General features: G+C 71.8%; 17 protein-coding genes. 5 read left to right on the plus strand and 12 right to left on the minus strand.

From position 1 onward, the window contains the following. Positions 1 to 552 precede the first annotated feature (552 nt). Complete coding sequence (locus MMF94_RS19405; protein ID WP_241038431.1) at positions 553 to 2,004, plus strand: sensor histidine kinase; 1,452 nt, start codon at positions 553 to 555, stop codon at positions 2,002 to 2,004. Further along, a complete protein-coding gene (locus MMF94_RS19410) occupies positions 1,973 to 2,632 on the plus strand; it encodes a response regulator (protein WP_241038433.1) in 660 nt (219 codons plus the stop codon). The genes MMF94_RS19405 and MMF94_RS19410 overlap by 32 nt, the downstream gene beginning before the upstream one ends. Before the next feature lie 16 nt (positions 2,633 to 2,648). On the opposite strand, the gene MMF94_RS19415 is transcribed toward MMF94_RS19410, so the two are convergent. The 6 genes from MMF94_RS19415 to MMF94_RS19440 all read right to left on the minus strand — a co-directional run bounded on the left by MMF94_RS19415 (position 2,649) and on the right by MMF94_RS19440 (position 11,665). Then, positions 2,649 to 3,977, minus strand: a complete 1,329-nt coding sequence (locus MMF94_RS19415) for a M20 family metallopeptidase (protein WP_241038434.1) — start codon at positions 3,975 to 3,977, stop codon at positions 2,649 to 2,651. Between the two features lie 127 nt (positions 3,978 to 4,104). Further along, complete coding sequence (locus MMF94_RS43400) at positions 4,105 to 4,695, minus strand: L,D-transpeptidase (protein ID WP_338104267.1); 591 nt, start codon at positions 4,693 to 4,695, stop codon at positions 4,105 to 4,107. 162 nt (positions 4,696 to 4,857) lie between these two features. Then, positions 4,858 to 9,135, minus strand: a complete 4,278-nt coding sequence (gene hrpA / locus MMF94_RS19425; RefSeq protein WP_241038436.1) for an ATP-dependent RNA helicase HrpA — start codon at positions 9,133 to 9,135, stop codon at positions 4,858 to 4,860. Positions 9,136 to 9,164: 29 nt separating this feature from the next. Continuing rightward, positions 9,165 to 9,425: a hypothetical protein gene (locus MMF94_RS19430; protein ID WP_241038437.1), complete on the minus strand. Its 261-nt coding sequence runs from the start codon at positions 9,423 to 9,425 to the stop codon at positions 9,165 to 9,167. A gap of 736 nt (positions 9,426 to 10,161) precedes the next feature. Continuing rightward, positions 10,162 to 10,983, minus strand: coding sequence for a serine hydrolase domain-containing protein (locus MMF94_RS19435; RefSeq protein WP_241038438.1), 822 nt, complete (start codon positions 10,981 to 10,983; stop codon positions 10,162 to 10,164). After that, the gene (locus tag MMF94_RS19440; protein ID WP_241038439.1) at positions 10,976 to 11,665 is read right to left on the minus strand and encodes an SDR family NAD(P)-dependent oxidoreductase; all 690 of its coding nucleotides are present in this window, start codon (positions 11,663 to 11,665) and stop codon (positions 10,976 to 10,978) included. Before MMF94_RS19440 ends, MMF94_RS19435 begins: the two co-directional genes overlap by 8 nt. Before the next feature lie 38 nt (positions 11,666 to 11,703). Here MMF94_RS19440 and MMF94_RS19445 point away from each other — a divergent pair, with 38 nt between their 5' ends. Continuing rightward, on the plus strand, positions 11,704 to 12,576 hold the full coding sequence (locus MMF94_RS19445) for a DUF72 domain-containing protein (protein ID WP_241038440.1): 873 nt from the start codon (positions 11,704 to 11,706) through the stop codon (positions 12,574 to 12,576). A gap of 23 nt (positions 12,577 to 12,599) precedes the next feature. On the opposite strand, the gene MMF94_RS19450 is transcribed toward MMF94_RS19445, so the two are convergent. Further along, positions 12,600 to 13,775, minus strand: coding sequence for an MFS transporter (locus MMF94_RS19450; RefSeq protein WP_241038442.1), 1,176 nt, complete (start codon positions 13,773 to 13,775; stop codon positions 12,600 to 12,602). Positions 13,776 to 13,884: 109 nt separating this feature from the next. Here MMF94_RS19450 and MMF94_RS19455 point away from each other — a divergent pair, with 109 nt between their 5' ends. Then, the gene (locus tag MMF94_RS19455) at positions 13,885 to 14,562 is read left to right on the plus strand and encodes a VC0807 family protein (protein WP_241038444.1); all 678 of its coding nucleotides are present in this window, start codon (positions 13,885 to 13,887) and stop codon (positions 14,560 to 14,562) included. A 13-nt stretch (positions 14,563 to 14,575) separates the two neighbouring features. Here the strand turns inward: MMF94_RS19455 and MMF94_RS19460 are convergent, their stop codons facing one another. From MMF94_RS19460 to MMF94_RS19475, 4 genes are all read right to left on the minus strand, one after another. Further along, the gene (locus MMF94_RS19460; protein ID WP_241038446.1) at positions 14,576 to 16,183 is read right to left on the minus strand and encodes an acyl--CoA ligase family protein; all 1,608 of its coding nucleotides are present in this window, start codon (positions 16,181 to 16,183) and stop codon (positions 14,576 to 14,578) included. A gap of 172 nt (positions 16,184 to 16,355) precedes the next feature. After that, positions 16,356 to 16,547, minus strand: coding sequence for a ferredoxin (locus MMF94_RS19465; RefSeq protein WP_241038448.1), 192 nt, complete (start codon positions 16,545 to 16,547; stop codon positions 16,356 to 16,358). Positions 16,548 to 16,627: 80 nt separating this feature from the next. Next, positions 16,628 to 16,927, minus strand: a complete 300-nt coding sequence (locus MMF94_RS19470; RefSeq protein WP_241038450.1) for a hypothetical protein — start codon at positions 16,925 to 16,927, stop codon at positions 16,628 to 16,630. Between the two features lie 198 nt (positions 16,928 to 17,125). Then, positions 17,126 to 19,003: a propionyl-CoA synthetase gene (locus MMF94_RS19475; RefSeq protein ID WP_241038451.1), complete on the minus strand. Its 1,878-nt coding sequence runs from the start codon at positions 19,001 to 19,003 to the stop codon at positions 17,126 to 17,128. A gap of 422 nt (positions 19,004 to 19,425) precedes the next feature. Here MMF94_RS19475 and MMF94_RS19480 point away from each other — a divergent pair, with 422 nt between their 5' ends. Continuing rightward, a complete protein-coding gene (locus MMF94_RS19480; protein ID WP_241038452.1) occupies positions 19,426 to 20,754 on the plus strand; it encodes a GDSL-type esterase/lipase family protein in 1,329 nt (442 codons plus the stop codon). Positions 20,755 to 20,762: 8 nt separating this feature from the next. Here the strand turns inward: MMF94_RS19480 and MMF94_RS19485 are convergent, their stop codons facing one another. Beyond that, positions 20,763 to 21,167: a hypothetical protein gene (locus MMF94_RS19485; RefSeq protein ID WP_241038453.1), complete on the minus strand. Its 405-nt coding sequence runs from the start codon at positions 21,165 to 21,167 to the stop codon at positions 20,763 to 20,765. Positions 21,168 to 21,251: the final 84 nt, after the last annotated feature.

Genomic DNA, 21,251 nt, shown 5'->3' on the forward strand with positions numbered 1-21,251 from the left:
CGCCCGCCGGTCTGAGCCATCTGATGTTCGTCGTGACGTGCGCGCTCACCGGTGGTCTGGTGGCGCGCCACCAGCCGGGCAATCCGGTCGGCTGGCTGCTGCTCGGCAGCTCAGCGTCGTTCGCCCTGCTGGAAGCCTGCGGGCGCCTGGCGCTGCATGACGGCGACCGGCCCTCGCTCGTCGCGGTCGCGCTGGGCTGGCCGCAGACCTGGTTGTGGGTGCCGGCCAACGCGTTGCTCGCCGTGGTGCCGGTGTTCTTCCCGGACGGGCGGGTGCCGTCGCGCCGGTGGCTCCCGATCGTGTGGGGCCTGGGTGTCCTCGCCGTCGTCACGGCCGTGCTGAACGCGATCCGCCCCGGTCCGGACGTGCAGCTCAGCGTGCCGGGACGGCCGAACCCACTCGGAGTGCCCGGCCTCGGGCCCGTCGCCGACGCTGCCGCCGTTCTGCTGACCGGCACGGTCGGGGTGGTGTTCGTGGCCGCCGGGTTCGCGCTGGTCCGCAACCTGCCGCGGTTGCCGGCGCCGCGCCGCCAGCAGGTCGAGTGGGTGGCCTATGCGGCCGGGCTGGCGGCGCTCGCCGTGCTCGGCCGGGTTCGTCGCCGGGCTGCTCGACGACGACGCCTCGGCGATCTGGCCGGCCGGCAGCGTGTTCTGGGAACTGGTGGGCGGCGGGACGGCGGCCCTCCTGCCGCCCGCCGTAGGCGTCGCGATCGTGCGCCACCGCCTGTTCGACATCGACCTGTTGATCAGCCGCACATTTCTGCTCGTCGGGCTGTCCGGTGCCGTGGTGGGGATCTACCTCGCGGTGGTCGCCGTCGTCGGCGCCGTGCTGTGGCCCGCGCTGGGCCCGTCCACCGAGATTCCGGCGTCGCTGGTCGGGGTCGGGGTGGCTGCGGTCCTGTTCGCCCCGCTGCGCACACGGTTGCAGCGCCGGGTGGATCGGGCGCTCTACGGCGACCGGGGAGACCCCTACGGGGTGCTCGCCCGGCTCGGGCGTCAGCTCGAGCTCGTGCAGGACGCCGGCACGCTGCTTCGGCAGAGCGCGGAGACCGTGCGGGAGGCGCTGCAACTGTCCTACGTCGCCATCGAGGTGGCGGGCGGCCGACGGGTCGCACTCGGCGAGGAGCCCGCGGTGCTCGTCGAGATTCCCCTGGTGGCAGGCGGGGAGCGGGTGGGGCGGCTCGAACTCGGCCCGCGGCCGGGCGAGAGTGCACTCGCCCGCCGCGACCTGCGGTTGCTGCACGACCTGGCCCGGCCGATCGCGGGCGCCGTGCGTGCGGTGCGTTCGGCCGATCGCGCCGCCGGGCTCGCGGCCGATCTCCAGCAATCGCGGGAGCGACTCGTGATGGCGCGTGAGGAGGAGCGCAGGCGGTTGCGCAGGGACCTGCACGATGGCCTCGGACCCACGCTCGCCGGGCTCACGATGCGCGCCGACACCGCTCTCGCGGTCGACGACGCCGCGCTCGCCCGCACGCTGCTCGCGGAGATCATGGAGGGAGCGCAGACGGCCGTGGCCGACGTCCGGCGGCTGGTGGAGGGCCTGCGCCCTCCGACGCTCGATGCGATGGGCCTGGTCGGTGCGGTCAAGGCCCACCTCGCGGGCCTGCCGTCTGGCTCCCCCGCAGTGACGCTGGACGTGCCCGATGACCTCCCCGGGTTGCCTGCGGCCACCGAAGTGGCTGCCTACTGGATCGTCGTGGAAGCGCTGAACAACGTGGTCCGGCATGCGGGCGCGAGCACCGCGACGGTGCGCCTGGTGCGGCGCGGCGATCGGCTCGTCATCGAGGTGGCTGACGACGGACGCGGGCGGCAGCCGTCGGACCGTGACGGTGTCGGCCTGGCGTCCATGCGCGAACGGGCTGCCGAGCTGGGCGGGGACTGTACGGTCACCGCCGGGGAGGTCGGCGGGAGCACGGTACGCGCCGAGCTGCCCGCGGTGTTCCCGGCGCAGGACCGTGGAGCGGAGGGGGAGCGTGGAACGCATCCGCGTCCTGCTGGTCGATGACCACGCGCATTTCCGCTCCGGTCTGCGCGCCCTGCTGACGTCCACACCCGACGTCGAGGTCTGTGGGGAGGCGGCGAGCGGCGAGGAAGCTGTGGCAGCCGTGGCGGCGCGGCAGCCCGATGTCGTCCTGCTCGACCTGACGATGCCGGGCATGGGTGGGGTGGCCGCCACCGAGTGCATCGTCCGTGCCAGCCCGCACGTACGCATCCTCGTCCTCAGCATGTCCGACGACGACAGCTCCGTGCTCGCCGCGCTGCGGGCCGGAGCACGGGGCTACCTGCTCAAGGGGGCGGGCCGCTCCGAGATCCTGCGCTCGATCCGGGCCGTGGCCGAGGGCGAGGCGATCCTCGGGCCGTCCGTCGCCGCGCGGCTCACGGCCTTCCTCTCCACCACGACGGACGCGGCGCCGGCGTTCCCCGAACTCACCGTCCGCGAGCAGGAGGTCCTCGACCTCGTGGCCCGCAACCTCACCAACCCGCAGATCGCGGCGCGGCTAGGGCTCAGCGGCAAGACCGTGCGCAACCACGTGTCGAACGTCTTCGCGAAGCTGCAGGTCGCCGACCGTGCCCAGGCGAGCGCGCTGGCCCGGCGTGCCGGGCTGGGTGGCGCGGCGCGCTCCGAGGCATGACCGCCGGTCGGTTCGGTCAGTCGAAGTACGCGGGGACGTCGAGCGGGCCGCCTGCCGCCGCGAACTCCGCGTGCACGGCCTCGCGCAGCTCGGCGTCGGCCAGGTAGTCGACCGCGGTGAGGGCGAGCCCCACCGCGCCGTCGCGCACGGCACGGTCGCCGGCGGGCCCGCCGGACGCCGTCTCGAACTCGGAGGTGTGCAGCGCGACGGTCGGCTCCGACACCGCGATCATGGGGTGGATGGCAGGCATGCGGTAGCTGAGGTTGCCCAGGTCGGTGGAGCCGGTGAGGAACTCGGGCACCACGCCGGTGGGGAGCGCGCGGCGCCCCACCGGTTCCTGGTTCACGGCCCAGCGCGCGCTCAACGTCTGGTTGAAGCGGATGGGCAGGTACGGGGGCAGCGGGTCCCAGTGCAGCTCGACGCCGCAGCCGGTCATCGCCGCCGCGCCGTGGGCGACCTCGACGACGCGCGCGGCGAGGTCGCGAAGGGTCTCGGGCGCCGCGGAGCGCAGGTAGAACAGCAGCGCGGCGCGTTCCGGCACGATGTTGGGCCGGGCTCCGCCGTCGGTGACGATGCCGTGCACCCGGTCGGTGCTGGGCAGGTGCTGCCGCAGTGCGGCGATGCCCTGGTACGCGGCGACGGCCGCGTCGAGTGCGTTGCGGCCCATGAACGGCTGCGCCGATGCGTGCGCGGCGACGCCGTGGAACACGATCTCGACCTGCCGGCGACCCAGGAACGGGTGCATGGCGATGTCGTGCGAGAACGGGTGGAGCATGACCACGGCGTCGACGTCGTCGAAGACGCCGGCTCGCGCCATCGTCTCCTTGCCGCCGCCGCCCTCCTCGGCGGGCGTGCCGATCAGCGAGATGCGTCCGCCCACGCGGTCGTGCACCTGTGCGGCGGCGAGGTACGCACCGACGGCCGTGGCACAGATGATGTTGTGGCCGCAGGCATGGCCGACGCCGGGCAGCGCGTCGTACTCGGCGAGCACCGCGACGTGCGGCCCGCCGGTACCGATGCTCGCGACGAGCGACGTCTCCAGCCCGCCGGCGCCGACCTGGGCCTCGTGCCCGTGCCGCTCCAGCAGCTGTGCCACCGCACGCACCGAGCGGTGCTCGGTGAAGCTCTCCTCCGGGTGGGCGTGCAGGTCGCGGCTGAGCGCGACGAGCTCGTCGTCGTTGCGGCGGGCGGCCTTCTGGACGGCGGTCCGCACCTCGTCGGGCGCGCCCTTGTGGGCGGAACCGATGGGCTCGGCGTCCCGCACAGCCTGCTCCGTGCCGGCGTTGAGCGAACGGAGGTAGCTGAGGTCGGGCGGCAGCGGCCTGGTGCGGTCGTCCTCGCGCATGATCGCGACCCTAGGCGAAACGAAGCGCTTGCGTACCGGGTCGCCTGGCATCTCCGGGGTAGACCTGCATCCCTGCATGGACGGGCTCGGACGAGTCGACGATCCTCATGCGGGTGAGCTGATCCCGTCAGCGGACCTGGACCTGGTCGCCGACGTGCAGGTAGCTGTACCACGCCGCCGCATTGGCGGCCGACATGTGCACGCAACCAGCCGACTTCTTGTGCACGTTGCCCTGATGTACGGCGATCCCGCCGGGGGCGAAGAAGACCGAGTACTTCATCGGCGCGTTGTTGAACTCCTTGCTGCGGTGGTGCAGGTCCTTCCACTGCACATCGAAGGTGCCAGTGGGGGTGTTCTCACCCGGGGCGCCCTGGTTGATCTGCACCGGACCGCGCACGGCGTGTCCGTCTTTCACGAGCCAGGCCTCATTGTGGGCGAGATCGATGCACGCCTTCGCGGTCGCGGTGCACGGGGTTCCCGGCACCTGCTGTGAGGTGTCACCGGACGGAGTCGTCGCACGGGGAGCTGTCGGGGAGGGAGCCGGGGTAGCCGCGTTGGCAGCGACCGGCCCGGTCAGCGGTCCGAGGAATGTCCCCAGCATCCCGGCGCCGAGTGCTCCCGCGAGCGTCGCCGCCCGTGCCGAACCGACCCATCGGCGCGTTCTGATCTTGCTGTGTCGACCCACTGAACCACCCATTCTGCTGTGCTGCACGATCATTTGATTCCGGCTATCCACAACGAACGTACGCGACCCGTCCCCGGGGCTGGAATTCGCCGTATGAAAGTGCCGCACTGGAAATATTTCCGTGCCGATATCCGGCGATATCGGCGTATCGTGAAATTTACGTTGAGCCGGCGAAGCGCAATCGCCGGCCGAGAGTCAGCGGGGCAGGTCGTCGATCGCCTTCTGGATGCGCTTGATCGACACGGGGTAGCGGGTGCGCATCGGGTGGGCATAGAGGCCCACGCGTAGCTCCTCGATCAGCCAGCGGATCTCCCGCAGCTGCGGCGGCGGTTCCACGCCCGGCGGGAGCGCCGCCAGCTCGGCCGCGTACTCGTCGGCCACCACCCGCACCTCCGCGGTCCACGCGGCATCGCGGGCGGGGTCGGCGCGCAGTTTCTCGATCCGCCGCTCCACCGCTTCCAGGTAACGGGCGACGTCGGCGAGCCGGGACGCACCGGCCGCGGTGGCGAAGCCCGGCCCCACGAGGGCGTTGACCTGCGCTGTGATGTCGGCGACGCCAGCGGCGAGCACCGGCGCCCGCAGATCGGCGAGCTGTGCCTGCACCCGGTGCCAGACGGTGAGCACGCCTCGCATGGCCTGCAGCACCTGCAGCGTGGTGGAGGCCAGCCGGTCGGCGAAGAGCTTCCGCAGCCGCGCGTACGAGCGCTCGTCCCACGCGGGGCCGCCGGCCGCGGTGATCAGCGCGTCGGCCGCGGAGGTGACACAGTCGTCGAGCATCGCCGCGACGGAGCCGTGCGGGTTGCGGGAGAGTGCCAGCTTGGCGGCGTTGTCCAGGCCGCGTTGCACCTGCTTCACGGGCGAGGGCGTGTCGAGCAGGAGCAGCCGGCGCACGCCGCGCCACGTCTGGGGGTCGCGCTCGGCTGCCGTCGGGAAGACACGTACGTCCACAGTGGACCCGCGGTCGACCAGGCCGGGGTAGCCGGTGACGACATGGTTTCCGCGCCGCACCGGGAGCTCACGGGGGAGTGTGCCGATGGACCAGGTCGTGAGCCCGGTGCGTTCCAGTTCAGCGCCGGCTGCGGCCAGTTCCTCGCGCACCTTCGGTGCGAGCCGGCGGCGCAGCGCGTCGAGATCGGTGCCGGTGGCCACCTCGTGGCCGGCCTCGTCCACCACCCGGAAGGTGACGGTGAGGTGCTCGGGCAGCCGGTTCAGCTCCCAGGCGTCGCGGGGAATGTCCACGCCGCGCATCCGGCCCAGCTCGCGCTCCAGGCCGTCGAGCAGCGGTTCGCCGCCTCCGTTGCCGGGAGCCGCGGCCTGCAGGCGCGCCAGCACGGCCTTCGCGTGGTCGGGTGCGGGTGAATAGAGCCGCCGTAGCTGCTTGGGCAGGGTGCGGATCAGTGCCGTGACGAGCTCCTCGCGCAGGCCGGGTACCTGCCATGTGAACGGCGTGGGGTCGACCTGGTGCAGTGCGGCCACCGGCACGTCGACGGTGACGCCGTCGGTGTGTGCCCCCGGCTCGAAGGCGTACGACAGCGGGAGCGTGAGCCCGCCCGCCTCCAGGTGGTCGGGGTACGCGGCGCGGTCCACGTCGGCGGCCTGCGCCGTGCGGAGCATCTCCTCGGTGAAGTCGAGCAGCTCCGGCTGCCGGCGCGACTCCTTCTTCCACCAGGAGTCGAAGTGCCGCCCGGACACCACGTCGGCCGGGATCCGCTCGGTGTAGAAGCCGACCAGCGTCTCCTCGTCGACGACGAGGTCGCGGCGCCTCGCCCGGTGCTCCAGCTCCTCGGCGTGTTCGAGCAGCTCGCGGTTGGCGTGGAAGAACCGGTGGCGGGTGTCCCAGTCGCCCTCGACGAGCGCATGCCGGATGAACAGCTCACGCGACAGCTCGGGATCGATGCGTCCGAAGTCGACCCTGCGGTCGACGACGATCGGGACCCCGTAGAGCGTGACCCGCTCGGTGGCCACGGCCGCCGCCCGCTTGCGTGACCAGTGCGGCTCGGAGTACGAGCGCTTCACCACGTGCCCGGCCAGCGGTTCGATCCACTCCGGCTTGATCCGGGCGACCGTGCGCGCGAACAGGCGGGAGGTCTCCACCAGCTCGGCGGCCATCACCCAGCGCGGCTGCGCTTTCGACAGCGGCGATCCGGGGAAGATCATGAACTTGGCGCCGCGGGCGCCCAGGTACTCCCGGCCGCCACGCTCCTTACCGCCGCGCTCCTTGCCGGTGGGCTCCTCGCGCAGTCCGATCTGGGAGAGCAGCCCGGAGAGCACCGCGATGTGGATGCGGTCCTGGTCGGGCTCGATGTCGTTCAGCGTCATGCCGGCGTTGCGCGCGGCCGAGCGGAGCTGCGAGTGCAGGTCCTGCCACTCGCGGATGCGGAGGTAATGCAGGAACTCCTCGCGCAGCAGCCGCCGGAAGCGGTTGCCGGAGAGGGCCTCGCGCTGCTCGGCGACGTAGCGCCACAGGTTGACGAAGGCGAGGAAGTCCGAACCACCGGCATCGAGTGTGGAGCCGTCGGCGGTCCACTCGCCGGCGAACCGCGCGTGCTTCTGGTCGGCGGCCTGGCGCTGCTCGGTGGGGCGCTCGCGAGGGTCCTGCACGGAGAGCGCCGCGGCGATGACGAGCACCTCGCGCAGGCAGCCGGTGCGGTCGGCCTCCACCAGCATGCGGCCCAGCCGTGGGTCGACGGGCAACGCCGCCAGCGCGCGGCCGACGGGGGTGAGCCGCCGGTCGGCTTCGAGCGCGCCCAGCTCCTGCAGCAGGGCGAGGCCGTCGCCGACGGCCCGGGCGTCCGGGCGCTCGACGAACGGGAACTCGGTGAGCTCGCCCAATTCCAGGGAGATCATCTGCAGGATGACCGAGGCGAGGTTGGTGCGCAGGATCTCCGGGTCGGTGAACTCGGGACGCGCGTCGAAGTCGTCCTCGCTGTAGAGCCGGATGCAGATGCCGTCGGCGACGCGCCCGCAGCGACCGGCGCGCTGGTTGGCGCTCGCCTGCGAGACCTTCTCGATCGGCAGCCGCTGCACCTTCAGCCGCCGCGAGTACCGAGAGATGCGCGCGGTGCCCGGGTCGACGACGTAGCGGATACCCGGCACCGTCAGCGAGGTCTCGGCGACGTTGGTGGCGAGCACGACGCGGCGACCGGGGTGCGGGGCGAACACCCGCTGCTGCTCGGCTGTCGACAGCCGAGCGTAGAGCGGGAGGATCTCGGTGTTGCGGAAGTTGCGCTTGCCCAGTGCCTCGGCCGTCTCGCGGATCTCGCGCTCGCCGGGCAGGAACACGAGCACGTCGCCTCCAGCATCGGCACCGCCCTCGCGCTGCAGCTCGGCCACGGCGTCACCGATGGCGTCGAGCTGGTCGCGATCGGGATCGGCGTCAGGATCGTCGGGGTCGACGATCGGCCGATACCGCAGCTCGACCGGGTAACTGCGCCCGGAGACCTCGACGATCGGCACCGTGGTGCCCAGTGCCTGGGAGAAGTGCTCGGCGAACCGTTCGGGGTCGATCGTCGCCGAGGTGATGACGACCTTGAGGTCGGGACGGCGCGGCAGCAGCTGGGTCAGGTAGCCCAGGATGAAGTCGATGTTGAGGCTGCGCTCGTGGGCCTCGTCGATGATCAGCGTGTCGTACTGGCGCAGCATCCGGTCGCCGGTGAGCTCCGCGAGCAGGATGCCGTCGGTCATCAGCTTGACGAGCGTGTTCTCCCCGACGTGGTCGGTGAAGCGAACCTTCCATCCGACGAGGTCGCCCAGGCGGCTGCCGAGCTCCTCCGCGATGCGTGCGCCGACGGTGCGGGCAGCGAGTCTGCGGGGCTGGGTGTGTCCGATCAGCCCCCGGATGCCTCTTCCCAGCTCGAGGCAGATCTTCGGGATCTGCGTGGTCTTCCCGGAGCCGGTCTCGCCGGCGACGATGACGACCTGGTGGTCCCGGATCGCGGTGGCGATCTCGTCGCGCCGCGCGCTGACGGGCAGTGCCTCGGGATAGTGGATCGTGGGCACGGCGGCCCTGCGCGCGGCCGTGCGCCGCTCACCGGCGTCGACCGCGGAGGTGATGTCGGCCACCGCCTTCGCGCGTGCCCTCGCATCCCGGGTGCGTCGCGCAGTGGCGATGCGGCGGCCGAGACGGTGCTCGTCCAGGAGGGAGAGTGCGGGGAGACGTTCGGCGAGCGCGTCGATCTCGGCGTCGGAGACGGGTACGAAGGGCTCGTCCGGAACGGACGTCGGCGAGCCGGAGGTGTCGAGGACGTCGGCCTCGCGCGACCGGGGCCGGCGCCGGCGTGGTCGCCGGGCTCGACGGTCGGCGGCGCGAGCGTTCCCGTCCCGTGCCTCGACGGAATCGCGGGACGGGAGGTCGGAGGCGCCCTGCCTGGTGTTCCGCGCATCGGCGGCACCGTCGCGGGACGTGACGGCGCCGGCGGACGGGTCGACCGGCTCGGGACGCGAGTCAGTGGCTCGGGCCGCGGGAGAGGACATCGTGAAAGGAGTCTGCCTGGCGTCGGCGCTCAGACCGAGCGCAGGGTGGGGCTGATCTCGTCGGCGACCGGTTGGTCGGCGGCGGGATGCTCGACGAGCGCGAGCACGCGGCTGGCCAGGAAGCGCGCGGTGCGCACGGTGCTGCCGCCGCGGGTGGTCTCGCTGACCTCGACGACTCCGCGGCCGTGCGTGACGTTGACGCGCCGCCCCGCGCGGGTGGCCGTGACCTCGTACGTGCGGGTGGTGCCGCTGCCTGCGTCGATCACGATCTCGACCCGGTCACCCTTCATTGCTCTCGCCGTCCCTCTGTTGATCGGTCCTCTGCTGGGAGTGCGACAGGGATGTCCGGGCCGGGCGCCGGTCGCCTCTCGGCGCGTGGCGCACCCGTAGGTGGCAGAAGGTGAGACCCGGGGACACGGATCGCCCGGCACGGACAATTACCTTAACCGCCTCGACCTGCGGATTGTTCCCGGTCGAGGAGATGCGGGGGCGGCGTCGTGGGGGATCGGCGCCGCCCCCCGGGCAGCCGCACCCGGCGGCGGGGGGACCACCGGGCGCAGCAAGTGGGGGGTGGACGGGATGGGAGTCCGAACCGAGCGCTGGTCGCCTCGCGGCGAGTGGCACGCCGCGGTTCCTGCCGGACGGTATTCCGCGGCGGCTCTTGTCAGGTGAGACCCGGGGACACAGGTCGCTCGACTCGGACGAATGAACCAACGGCGTCGACCGGACGTTTGTTCCCGGTCGGCAGTATCAGGGGCGGCGCCGTCGAGGGCCGGCGCCGCCTGCGCAGCCGCGCCCGGCGGCGGGAATCGCCGGGCGCAGCAGGTCAATGGGTGTCCGAACCGAGCGCTGGTCGCCTCGCGGCGAGTGGCACACCGCAGCTCCTGCCGAACGGTATTCCGCGGTGGCTCTTGTCAGGTGAGACCCGGGGACACAGGTCGCTCGGTTCGGACAGCCGGTACAACGGGCCACCCCTCCGGATCATTCCCGCGCGCGGGGGCATGTCGGTGAACGACATCTCGGACGTCAGAGCGCGGCCAGAACCTTCTCGGTGAACGGCGGCCATGCCTCGATGGCCCATGGCCCGAAGTCGCGATCGGTGAGCGCCACGCAGGCGGCGCCGGCGTCCGGATCGACCCAGAGGAAGGTGCCGGTGACCCCGAAGTGCCCGAACGTCCGCGGCGAGCTGCCGGCGCCGGTCCAGTGCGGCGACTTCCCGTCGCGGATCTCCCACCCCAGACCCCAGTCATTGGGCCGCTGCCTGCCGAAACCGGGCAGGATGCCGTCGATGCCGGGGAACGCGACCCTGGTGGCCTCGGCCAGCGTGTCGGGATGGACGAGCGTCGGATCCTGGAGCTCGGCGACGTATCGCGTGAGGTCGGCACAGGTGCTGACGGCGTCGGCTGCCGGGGAGCCGTCGAGCCTGCTCGCGGTCATTCCGAGCGGCTCGAACACTGCTTCGTGCAGGTACTCGGCGAACGGCATGCCCGTCGCCGCGGCGATCGTCTCGCCCAGCACGTCGAACCCGGCGTTGGAGTAGATGCGCCGGGTGCCCGGCGCCGCCTGCACGACGCGCTCGGCGGGCGCGAGGCCGGAGGCGTGCGCGGCGAGATGGCGAACAGTGGAGCCGTCGGGGCCCGCCGGCGTGCCCCATTCGACCGCGCCCTCCTCCACCGCGATGAGCACGGCGTAGGCAGCGAGTGGTTTGGTCACCGAGGCGAGCCGGAACTCCCGGTCCTGCTCACCGGCCGTGGCGAGCACCGTGCCGTCGGCCGCCACGACGGCGGCCGCGGCGTGGTCGACCGGCCAGTCGAGCACGTCCCCGACCGCGCTACGCAGATCAGGCATCGCCGTACACCGGAATCGCCGCGCCGCTGATCGGGGACGCGTCAGGTCCGCACAGGAAAGCGATGATCTTCGCGATCGCAGCAGGCGCAACCGCCCGCGCCGCCAGCTCGGCAGACATCCAGGCGCGGTTGGCGGGTGTGTCGATCACCGACGGGAGCACGGTGTTGACGCGGATCCGGTCGTGGCGCAGCTCGTCGGCAAGCAGCTGGGTGAGCCGCACGACGGCGGCCTTGCTCGTGGCGTGTGCCACCGGTGCGGGACCGTGCACGGCGGTCTTGGAGCCGACGGTCACGATCGCGCCGCCACCGCGCGCGGCCAGGCGCGGCGCGATCGCCTGCACCGACCACAGCGCCGAGCCGAAGTTGGAGCGCCAGAGCGCGTCCAGCCCCTCCTCGTCCACGTCGGTCAGCTTGCCGGGGACGAACGCGCCGGCGAGCGTGACGAGCGCGGACGCCACCACGGGTAGCGCGTCGGCCGTGGCGAAGGCGGCGTGCACCGCGTCGCGGCCCGCGAGGTCCGCGGGCACGGCGTACACCCCGTCTCGCTCGGCGAGCTCGTCCAGGCGGGCCCCTGCGCGATCGAGGGCGATCACCGGTCTGCCGCCGGCCAGGAACTCGGCCACGACCGCATGCCCGAGGGCTCCGGCCGCGCCGGTCACCACCACTGCTGCCTCGTCGTCCACACGGGCCATCCTGCCTTCCGGGTGGGAGGCTCACGCACGTGGCCGGTACCCGGGTGGGGACGTCGGGCTGGCGCTACCCGCCGTGGCGCGGCACGTTCTACCCGCGTGGCCTCGCGCAGCGCCGGGAGCTGGAGCATCTGTCGCGGCAGGTGAACAGCATCGAGATCAACGGGTCCTTCTACTCGTTGCAGCGTCCGGAGAGCTACCGCGCCTGGGCCGCCGAGACCCCCGAGGACTTCCTGTTCGCCGTCAAGGGCGGCCGTTTCATCACGCACCTCAAGCAGTTGCGGGACGTCGAGACACCGCTGGCGAACTTCCTCGCGTCGGGCGTGCTCGCTCTCGGGCCGAAGCTCGGGCCGCTGCTGTGGCAACTCCCACCGCGACTGCGCTTCGACCCGGGCAGGGTCGAGGCGTTCCTCACGCTGCTGCCGCGCACCACCGGCGCCGCCGCGGAACTGGCCGCACACCACGACGAGCGGCTCGACGGGCGGGCGCACACGGAGATCGACGCCGACCGTCCCCTGCGCCACGCCCTCGAGGTGCGCCATCCCAGCTTCTGCACGCCGGCGTTCGTCGACCTGCTCCGCGGGCAGGACGTCGCGCTCGTGGTGGCGGACACGGCGGGAACGTGGCCGTTCCTCGAGGACGTGACGTCGGACTTCGTGTACGTCCGGCTGCACGGCGACTCCGAGCTCTACACCAGCGGATACACGCCCGACGCCCTCGATGTGTGGGCAGCGAAGGTCCGGGCGTGGCAGGCCGGTGAGGCGCCGACCGGCGAGCACACCCTGGCTCCGGCCGCTCCGAGGCGTCCGGGAGGCCGGGACGTGTTCGTCTACTTCGACAACGACGTCAAGGTCCACGCGCCCTATGACGCGATCGCCCTCGCCGGGCGGCTGTCGTCCGATTGATCAGTTCGCGGCGCTGACCAGCTCTACCCGGCTCGTGCGGCGGCCGCCTCGCGGGCGGACCGGTGCGCCACGAGCATCCGCCTGCCCAGCCCCATCAGCCCCGCGGCCACCACCATCGTGACGGCGCCGGTGATCCACGCCGTGGGGAACGACGCGTGGGTGGCGATGAACCCGAACCCGACCGGTCCGATGAACCCGCCTGCGTACACCCCCGCCTGCACGATGGAGGTCGCCGCCGCCGGCGCAGACGGGTTGAGCCGCACCACCGCGAACTGTAGGAGACCCGGCCAGGCCCAGCCGAGGCCGAAGCCCAGCACGGTGCCGATCACCAGCGCAGGCGTGCCGGGCACCGCGAGCAGGGCGAGACCGCCCGCGCCCAGCAGCAGGCTCCCGGCCACCACGGCGATGTGGCCACCGGACCTCCGGTCGGCGAGCCAGCCGTGCGTCAGCCGCAGCGTGAGCCCGACGACGCTGCCCATCGTCAGGGTCAGGCCCGCGATGCCGGGGCTGATGCCCCGCTCCACGGCCGACGCCACGAGGAAGATGCCGAGCGCGTTGGCCGAGGCCGCGGCCAGCGCACCGGCGAACCCGATCACGCTGAGCGCGGCCGTGGCCCGCTCCCCGGGCGCGGGGACCGTGCGCTCCCGTCCCGCCGTGTCCTGCGGCGCGACCAGGAGCGCGGCCAGCGCGAGCGCGGCGCCGATCACGTATGCCCACCGCCAGCCGACCGTCAGGGCCACGGCCGGCACCGCGATTCCGGACAGGAGGGTCGCCAGCGGGATCGCGGACTGCTTGATCCCGAAGGAGAGGCCGAGGCGGGTGGCGGGGACGTACCGGGCGAGTGTCAGGTTGGACGAGAGCTGGCCGAGCACGTTGCACCACGCGCTGCAGAGCAGGACGGCGATCAGGCTCGCGTAGGAGTAGGCGAACGCGGCGACCGCGGTCATCGTGACGGCCACGCCGATCACTGCCGCCCGGCTCGTCGGCCCGGAGCCGAAACGCTCGACGAGCCAGCCGCAGGGGAGCGAGGCCAGCGCGCTGATCCCGAAATAGAGCGCCACGACGAGCCCGAGGCCGGCGGGATCGAACCCGAGCTCTGCGGAGATCTGGACGGCCAGTGCGCCGGTGAGGAACACCGGTAGCACGGCGACGGTGGTGGTCGTCACGGCCCCGACAGCAGCCCGCGTCGCCTTCGTCACTTGAGCAATGCTAACGGTCAGATGTCCCCGTTCAGGGTGATCCGCATTGCAGACGTATCTGACATGTCAGTATTGACATGTCAGATCTGGCGGATGCACTCTTCTTCCCGTGCCGAACATCGCGTCGAACACCTCCCCGACCGAGCCCCTGCCCGCCGTCGAGCGCACCGACCACTCCCGCCGTGGCGCCTTCCTCTCGATGGCCCGCGGTCTGGCCTGGGACGTCGGGCTGCCTGTCGCCGCCTACTACGCGCTGCATCTCGCCGGCGCGACCGACTGGGTCGCCCTGCTCGCGGCCACCGCGGTGGCGGCGGCGCGAACGCTCTGGGGAGTGGTCCGGCACAGAACGCTCAACCAGTTCGCCACGGTGATGCTGCTGGTCTACGGCATCGGACTGCTGCTGGCATTCGTCAGTGGGGACCCCAGGATGCTGCTGCTCAAGAGCTCCCTGGTCACCGCGGCCGTGGGCGCGGTCTTCCTCGTCACCGCCCTTCGCGGCAGGCGGCCGCTGACGCTCGCGGCGGCGCAGAGCTTCATGCCGGCCAGGTCCGAGGCACTGGCCGAGATGTACGACGGTGATCTGGACGTGCGCCGCGCCTTCCGCCTGACGTCGGCCGTGTGGGGCGTCGGTCTGGTGGCCGAGGCGGTGCTGCGGATACCGCTCGTGCTCCTGCTGCCGGTCGAGATCGGCGTCGGGGCATCCGAGGCGCTGTTCGTCGCCGCCTTCGTCGGCCTGATGGTCTGGAACGGCTGGTACACCGGCCGGGTCCTTCCCGGCCGCGCCTGAGACAGAGCGGAGGTCAGCCGCGGATGCGGCCGGCCTCCGCCGCCCACTCCTTCTCACGCAGCTCGAACTTCTGAACCTTGCCCGTGGAGGTCTTGGGCAGCTCGCCCACCAGCTCCACGGCCTTGGGTGCCTTGTATCGGGCGATGAGTCCCTTCACGTGCTCGATCAGCTCGCTCTCCGTGGCCTCCTGCCCCTCGGCGAGCACCACGAACGCCTTGGGCCGCTCGCCCCACTCCTCGTCGGGCACCCCGATCACCGCGGCCTCGACCACCGCCGGGTGGGAGACGATGGCCTGCTCCACCTCGATCGTCGAGATGTTCTCCCCGCCGGAGACCACCACGTCCTTCGCGCGGTCGCGCAGCTCCACATAGCCGTCGGGATGCAGCACGCCGAGGTCGCCCGAGTGGAACCATCCGCCGGCGAACGCCTTGTCGGTGGCCGCCGGATCGTCGAAGTACCCGAGCATCACGTTGTTGCCGCGCATGATGACCTCGCCCATCGTCGCACCGTCGGCGGGGACGTCGTTCATCTCGGGATCGACCACGCGCAGGGCATCGGCGCAGACCATCCCGACGCCCTGCCGGGCCTGCTGCCGGGCCCTTTCCGCGGGTTCGAGGCCGTCCCAGGCACGCTGGTACTGGTTCACCGAGTACGGGCCGTAGGTCTCGGTCAGCCCGTAGACGTGCACGACCCGGAAGCCGAGCTTCTCCATCTGCATGATCGTGGTGGGGCTCGGCGGGGCGCCCGCCGTGGTGACCGTGAGGACGTAGTCGAGCCGGCGGGCCTCGGGAGCCCGCATGATCATGGTGACCACCGTGGGTGCCCCGTTGAGGTGCGTGACGCGGTGCTCGTCGATGAGTCGCCAGATCACGTCGCCGCGCACCTCACGCAGGCATACGTGCGTGCCCCCGATGTTCGTGACGGCCCAGGGCGTGCACCAGCCGTTGCAGTGGAACATCGGCAGCGTCCAGAGGTACACGCTGTCGAACGTGTGGCCGGAGTGCACGACCTCGCCGAACGAGTTCAGGTACGCGCCGCGGTGGGAGTACTGCACGCCCTTGGGCTTGCCGGTCGTGCCCGACGTGTAGTTGATCGAGATACAACCGGTCTCGTCCTCGACGGCCCACGGCAGTGGCTCGTTCCCACCGCGGGCGAGCAGGTCGTCGTAGGTGACGCCACTGCCGGAGCCATCGCCGGGGTTCGCAGGGTCGACCACCGTGATGATCTCGTCGACGGTCTTCAACCCGGCCGCGACCGGAGCCACCACCGGGTGCAGGGCCGCGTCGACCACCAGCATCTTCGCGCCGGAGTGATCGAGGATGTAGCGCACTTCCTGCGTGGACAGCCGGGTGTTGATCGCGACGAGGACGGCACCGGCGAGCGGCACAGCGAAGTGCGCCACGAGCATCTCGGGGATGTTCGGCAGCATGTAGGCGACGCGGTCGCCGGGCTGGATCCCGGATCCACGCAGGGCATGTGCCACCCGCGTGGCCTCGGCCGCGAACTCGCGATAGCTCAGCCGGCGATCGCTGTAGACGATCGCGGTCTTGTCCGGGAACACCTCTGCGGAGCGGCGCAGGAAGGCCAGAGGGGTCAGCGGGATGTCCCAGACAGCAGTCATCGAAGGCTCCTCGGGGCGGCGACAGCCGACATCATGCTCGAAATCCACCGTCGACACGTCGATCGGACATCACCGGCGACGTGATCGCAAGTGGGCACACCGCACGTGCCGCGGTGGCCGCCCGGGTCACCGCGTCGCTTCGCCGCAGGCCGGTTCGTCCCGGCCCGGAGACCTAGTCGACCAGCTTTATCGCCGCCCGCGGACAGGCGGCGACGGCCTCTTCGAGCTTCGGGCGCATCGACTCGGGCGGGTTCTCGTCGAGGATGTAGAGGAAGTCGTCCTCCCGCACCTCGAACACCTCCGGGGCGATGCCCATGCAGACGGCGTTGGACTCACACAGATCGAAGTCGACCACGACCTTCATGGACACATCGTGCACCGGTCGCGGGCATACCGATACTCAGGTGACCCTCACTACCGCGGCCGTTCCGGCCTGATGCCGGGTCACCACCGAGAGGGAGCGACCGGCGGAGTCGTCTCAGGGACCGCGGCCTCCGGATCTGACACGGGCGATTCGGACTGCCGTTTCGGCAGCGACTCGCACGCCAATCCGTCGGCGCCGTCGTCGAGCCGGTGCGGTTCGGCAGGGCCGGAGGCGAGGACGGCCTGGGCGTCCTCCTGGTAGCTGAAGTCGGTGCAGTCGAGGTTGTCGTACGCCAGCGCGGTGCCGGCCATGCCGGCGACGAGGCTGCCGCTGATCGCGGCGGCGGAAACTGCGGCGCAGGTACGTCGGGAGAGAGTCATGAGAGTTGGGGGGTCCTCTCGGTGGATCGGAGGCCGTCGTGGGGGGCGTCGGCCTTTCCGGGTCATCTCCTCTCGCGCACTGCCTGTTACGGGCCCGCCGACTGGTTGCTCCATTCGGCGGGCGCGCAGCGCCCACGTATGGAGCAGCGGGCCGGGACCTGCAGGCCCCGGCCCCGCTCGATGCGGACGGGGTTGCGGCTACCCGCGGCGGAGTACCGGACGCAGCGCGTCGAGCACCGCGGGGTCGTCGATGGTGGAGGGCACCGGCTCGTCGTTGCCGTCGGCGATACCCCGCATCGTCTTGCGCAGGATCTTGCCCGAGCGGGTCTTGGGCAGCGCCGCGACCACGGCGACGTCCTTGAGGCTCGCGACGGCGCCGACCTGGTCGCGCACGAGCTGCACGAGCTCGGCCCGTAGCTGCGCCTCGTCCCGGTCGACGCCGGCCTTGAGCACCACGAACCCGCGTGGGACCTGGCCCTTCATCGGGTCGGCCACGCCGATCACGGCGCACTCCGCCACGTCCGGATGGGAAGCGAGGACCTCCTCCATCCCGCCGGTGGACAGCCGGTGCCCGGCCACGTTGATCACGTCGTCGGTGCGGCCCATGACGAAGACGTAGCCGTCCTCGTCGATGCGACCCCCGTCGCCCGTGAGGTAGTAGCCGTCGAACGCGGACATGTAGGAGGAGACGAACCGCTCGTCGTCGTTCCAGAGGGTCGGCAGCGAGCCAGGGGGCATCGGCAGCTTGACGACGATCGGGCCGTCGGTGCCCGCCTCGACCGGCTTCCCGGCCTCGTCGAGCACCTGGACGTCCCACCCGGGCAGCGGCTTCGTCGGCGATCCGGGCTTGATCTCCAGCAGTTCGATCCCTGCCGGGTTGGCGACGATGGGCCAGCCGGTCTCGGTCTGCCACCAGTGGTCGATCACCGGCACCTCGAGCAGGTCCGACGCCCAGCGCTGGGTCTCGGGATCGAGCCGCTCACCGGCGAGGAAGAGGTAGCGAAGCGTCGAGAGGTCGTACTTGGCGAGGTGCTCGCCCTTCGGGTCCTCCTTCTTGATCGCGCGGAACGCCGTCGGCGCCGTGAACACGCTCTTGACGCCGTGGTCCGCGACGACGCGCCAGAACTGCCCGGCGTCCGGTGTCCCCACCGGTTTGCCCTCGTAGAGCACCGTGGTGGCCCCCGCCAGGAGCGGCGCGTAGACGATGTAGGAGTGCCCGACGACCCAGCCGACGTCGGACGCCGTGAAGATCGTCTCCCCGGTGTCGACGTCGTAGACGTTCGGCATCGTCCAGCACATCGCCACCGCGTGGCCTCCGCTGTCGCGGACCACGCCCTTGGGCTTCCCGGTCGTGCCTGACGTGTAGAGGATGTAGAGCGGGTCCGTCGCGGCCACAGGCACACAGTCGGCAGGGGTGGCCGATTGCATCGCCTCGGCCCAGTCCACGTCGTTCTCGCCCATCGCCGCCTCGGCCTGCGGGCGCTGCAGGATCACGCAGTGGGAGGGCTTGTTGACGGCCAACTCGATCGCCCTGTCCAGCAGGGGCTTGTACTCGATCACGCGCTTGCCCTCGATGCCGCAGGACGCCGAGACGATCACCGACGGTGTGGCGTCGTCGATGCGCACGGCGAGCTCCCGCGGCGCGAACCCGCCGAACACCACGGAGTGCACCGCGCCGATCCGGGCGCACGCGAGCATGGCCACGGCGGCCTCGGGCACCATCGGCATGTAGATCACCACGCGGTCCCCGTGCCCGACGCCGAGGCCCGCGAGCACCCCGGCGAAGCGTGCGACCTCGTCGCGCAGTTGCTCGTAGGTGTAGGTGCGGGTCGTGCCGGTCACGGGGGAGTCGTAGATCAGCGCAGGCTGCGCGCCGCGCCCGGCCTCCACATGCCGGTCGAGCGCGTTGTGGCACACGTTGAGCTCCCCGTCGGGGAACCACCGGTAGAACGGCGGCCGCGAGTCGTCGAGCGCTCGTGTCGGCGGTTTGTGCCAGTCGATCGCCTGCGCCGCCCGGAGCCAGAACGCCTCCGGGTCGTCGGTGCTGGCGCGGAAGATGTCCTCGTACTCGCCCACGACTGGCCTCCTTGCCCTGCGGCCCCTGGTCGGTCACGGGCCCGAATCCCGGCGGCCCGGGCCCGGGGGCCGGTCGTGACAGTAAGCGCTGACGGGTGACGTCGGCAGGCCCACTGCGCCACGTGCCCTATCTCCACCTGTTCGGGTGGAGAGGCGCACGGGTTTCCCCGGTCGTGTCCGGCGGCGGCGGGCACCGATCGACGCTACGTGCAGTCACCACCCGATCGGCCGACTCCCGGAAGGGGCACGCGCTCGTTCCACTCCGTGTGACGGGTCGCTTACTACCCGTTCGTGCGGCGCGTCCTGTAGCGAAACGGCGGGGGCGGGAGATGAAGATTCTGCGAGAGGTTCGGCAGACGTCGGGGCGTCATGCCGCACCTTCGGTTCGGTTTCGTGCTGCAGGCGGACGGGGGAGCAGGCCGATGTGGTTCGGACGCCGCTTGCTCGCCCTTCGAGGGCCGGGACCGCGCTGGAATCGTCACGCTCCGTCGGGCCTCGCGATCGCCGTGGCCGTCGTCCTGGCCGTCGGGCTCACCGTGGGCACGACCGGGGCGGGAGGAGCCGCTGCCGACGTCCGGCCCCTCCGGCCGCAGGACGCCTGCTCGTCACCGACCTGGGTCACCGCCTGGCAGACGGCTGCGCAGCCCGCGCCCGGCAACCCCGGCCTCGCCGGCACCACCCTTCGCATGATCGTGCGCCCGCAGGTCTCCGGGTCCGAGGCCCGCATCCGGCTCTCCAACGCCTACGGCGCCGTGCCGCTGACCGTCGGCGCGGTGTCGGCCGCGCGCTCCGACGGACGGGCGGGCCTGTTGCCGGGCAGCGTCGAGCCCGTGGCGTTCGGCGGGAAGACGTCGGTCGTGATCCCGCCCGGTGCCGAGGTGGAGAGCGACCAGGTGCCGCTCGAGGTCGAGGCAGGCGACCCCTTGGCCGTCAGCATGTTCCTGCCCGCTGCCCCGCCCGTCATGACGCAGCATTCGGTGGCGCTGCAGACGTCCTACATCTCCCGCAAGGGCGACTGGACGTTCGGCGACGCATCCGCCTTCCCCACGCGGATCCTCTCGTGGCTCGTGCTCACCGGCGTGGACGTGCTGGCGCCCCGCCCGGTCAACGCGGTGGTCGCGATGGGCGACTCGATCACCGACGGCGTCGGCAGCGCCCCCGACCTCGACGAGCGCTGGCCCGACGCCCTGTCGGCCGGGCTCGCCACGGCGGGCGGCACCAACGTCATGTCCGTGCTCAACGCCGGGATCGCCCGCAACCGGCTCCTCAACGACGACACCGTCGGCGGCGGGGACTCCCCGCTCACCCGGTTCGAACGCGACGTCGAGGGCGCTACCGGGGCCACCGACGTCGTCCTGCACATCGGCACCAACGACGTGGCCGCCCGCCGCCCCGCGGCCGAGATCATCAAGGGCCTGCAGAAGTTCGCCGAGCGCGCGAGGAACGCAGGCAAGCGGGTGTACCTCACGACGATCACCCCGTCCGGCGCCGGTGCCCACGGCACCGCTTCAGCCGTCGCGAACCGGGCTGCCGTCAACGCCTGGGTGCGGGTGCACGGGCGGGAGTACGCCGACGGCGTTTTCGACTTCGCCGCCACGGTCGCCGATCCGGCGCGCCCCACCCGCCTCGCCCCCGAGTTCGACGCCGGGGACGGTCTGCATCTCTCGCCTGCCGGGTACCGCGCGCTGGCGGAATCGGTGGACCGGGACCTGCTCACCGGCAGCCCCTGCCTCACCCCTGACCGCGACTGAGCGCTCCGCTACCGCAGCCCGAACCAGCCTCGTCCGCGCCGCGTGCGGTTCTCGTCGCCGTCCTCGTCCTCGTCGGTCACGACGGGGAGCGGCCCGGTGGCCGTGTCCTCCCGGTTCAGCCGCTCGATCACCCAGTCCACGGCCAAGGCGCCGGGCGAGACACCGCGGTCTGCGGCGATGCGTCTCAACTGCTCGATCCGCAAGGCGGGCAGCCGGAGCTGGAAGACCTGAGCGGACCCGAAGCGGCCGGTCAGTTCGGTGGAACCCTGGCCGTCGCCGGAGAGTGCGGCGAGGTACGAGCTGAGCTCCCCGTCCTCGACGACGGGATCATCCGGCTGTTTCGCGACCGGGTTTCTCCCGCTGGGAGCCGGGGCGCGATGGCGCGAGCGGGAGCGATCGCGGGGCGGAGGCATGCGCGGAGCCTACGGCCGGGGGATGGCCGAAGATCGCCGAGCACGCGCTACGGCCTGCGGACCCGCTCCGGGATGGTCTGCGCG

Source organism: Pseudonocardia alaniniphila (assembly GCF_022524485.1).
Taxonomy (GTDB): domain Bacteria; phylum Actinomycetota; class Actinomycetes; order Mycobacteriales; family Pseudonocardiaceae; genus Pseudonocardia; species Pseudonocardia alaniniphila.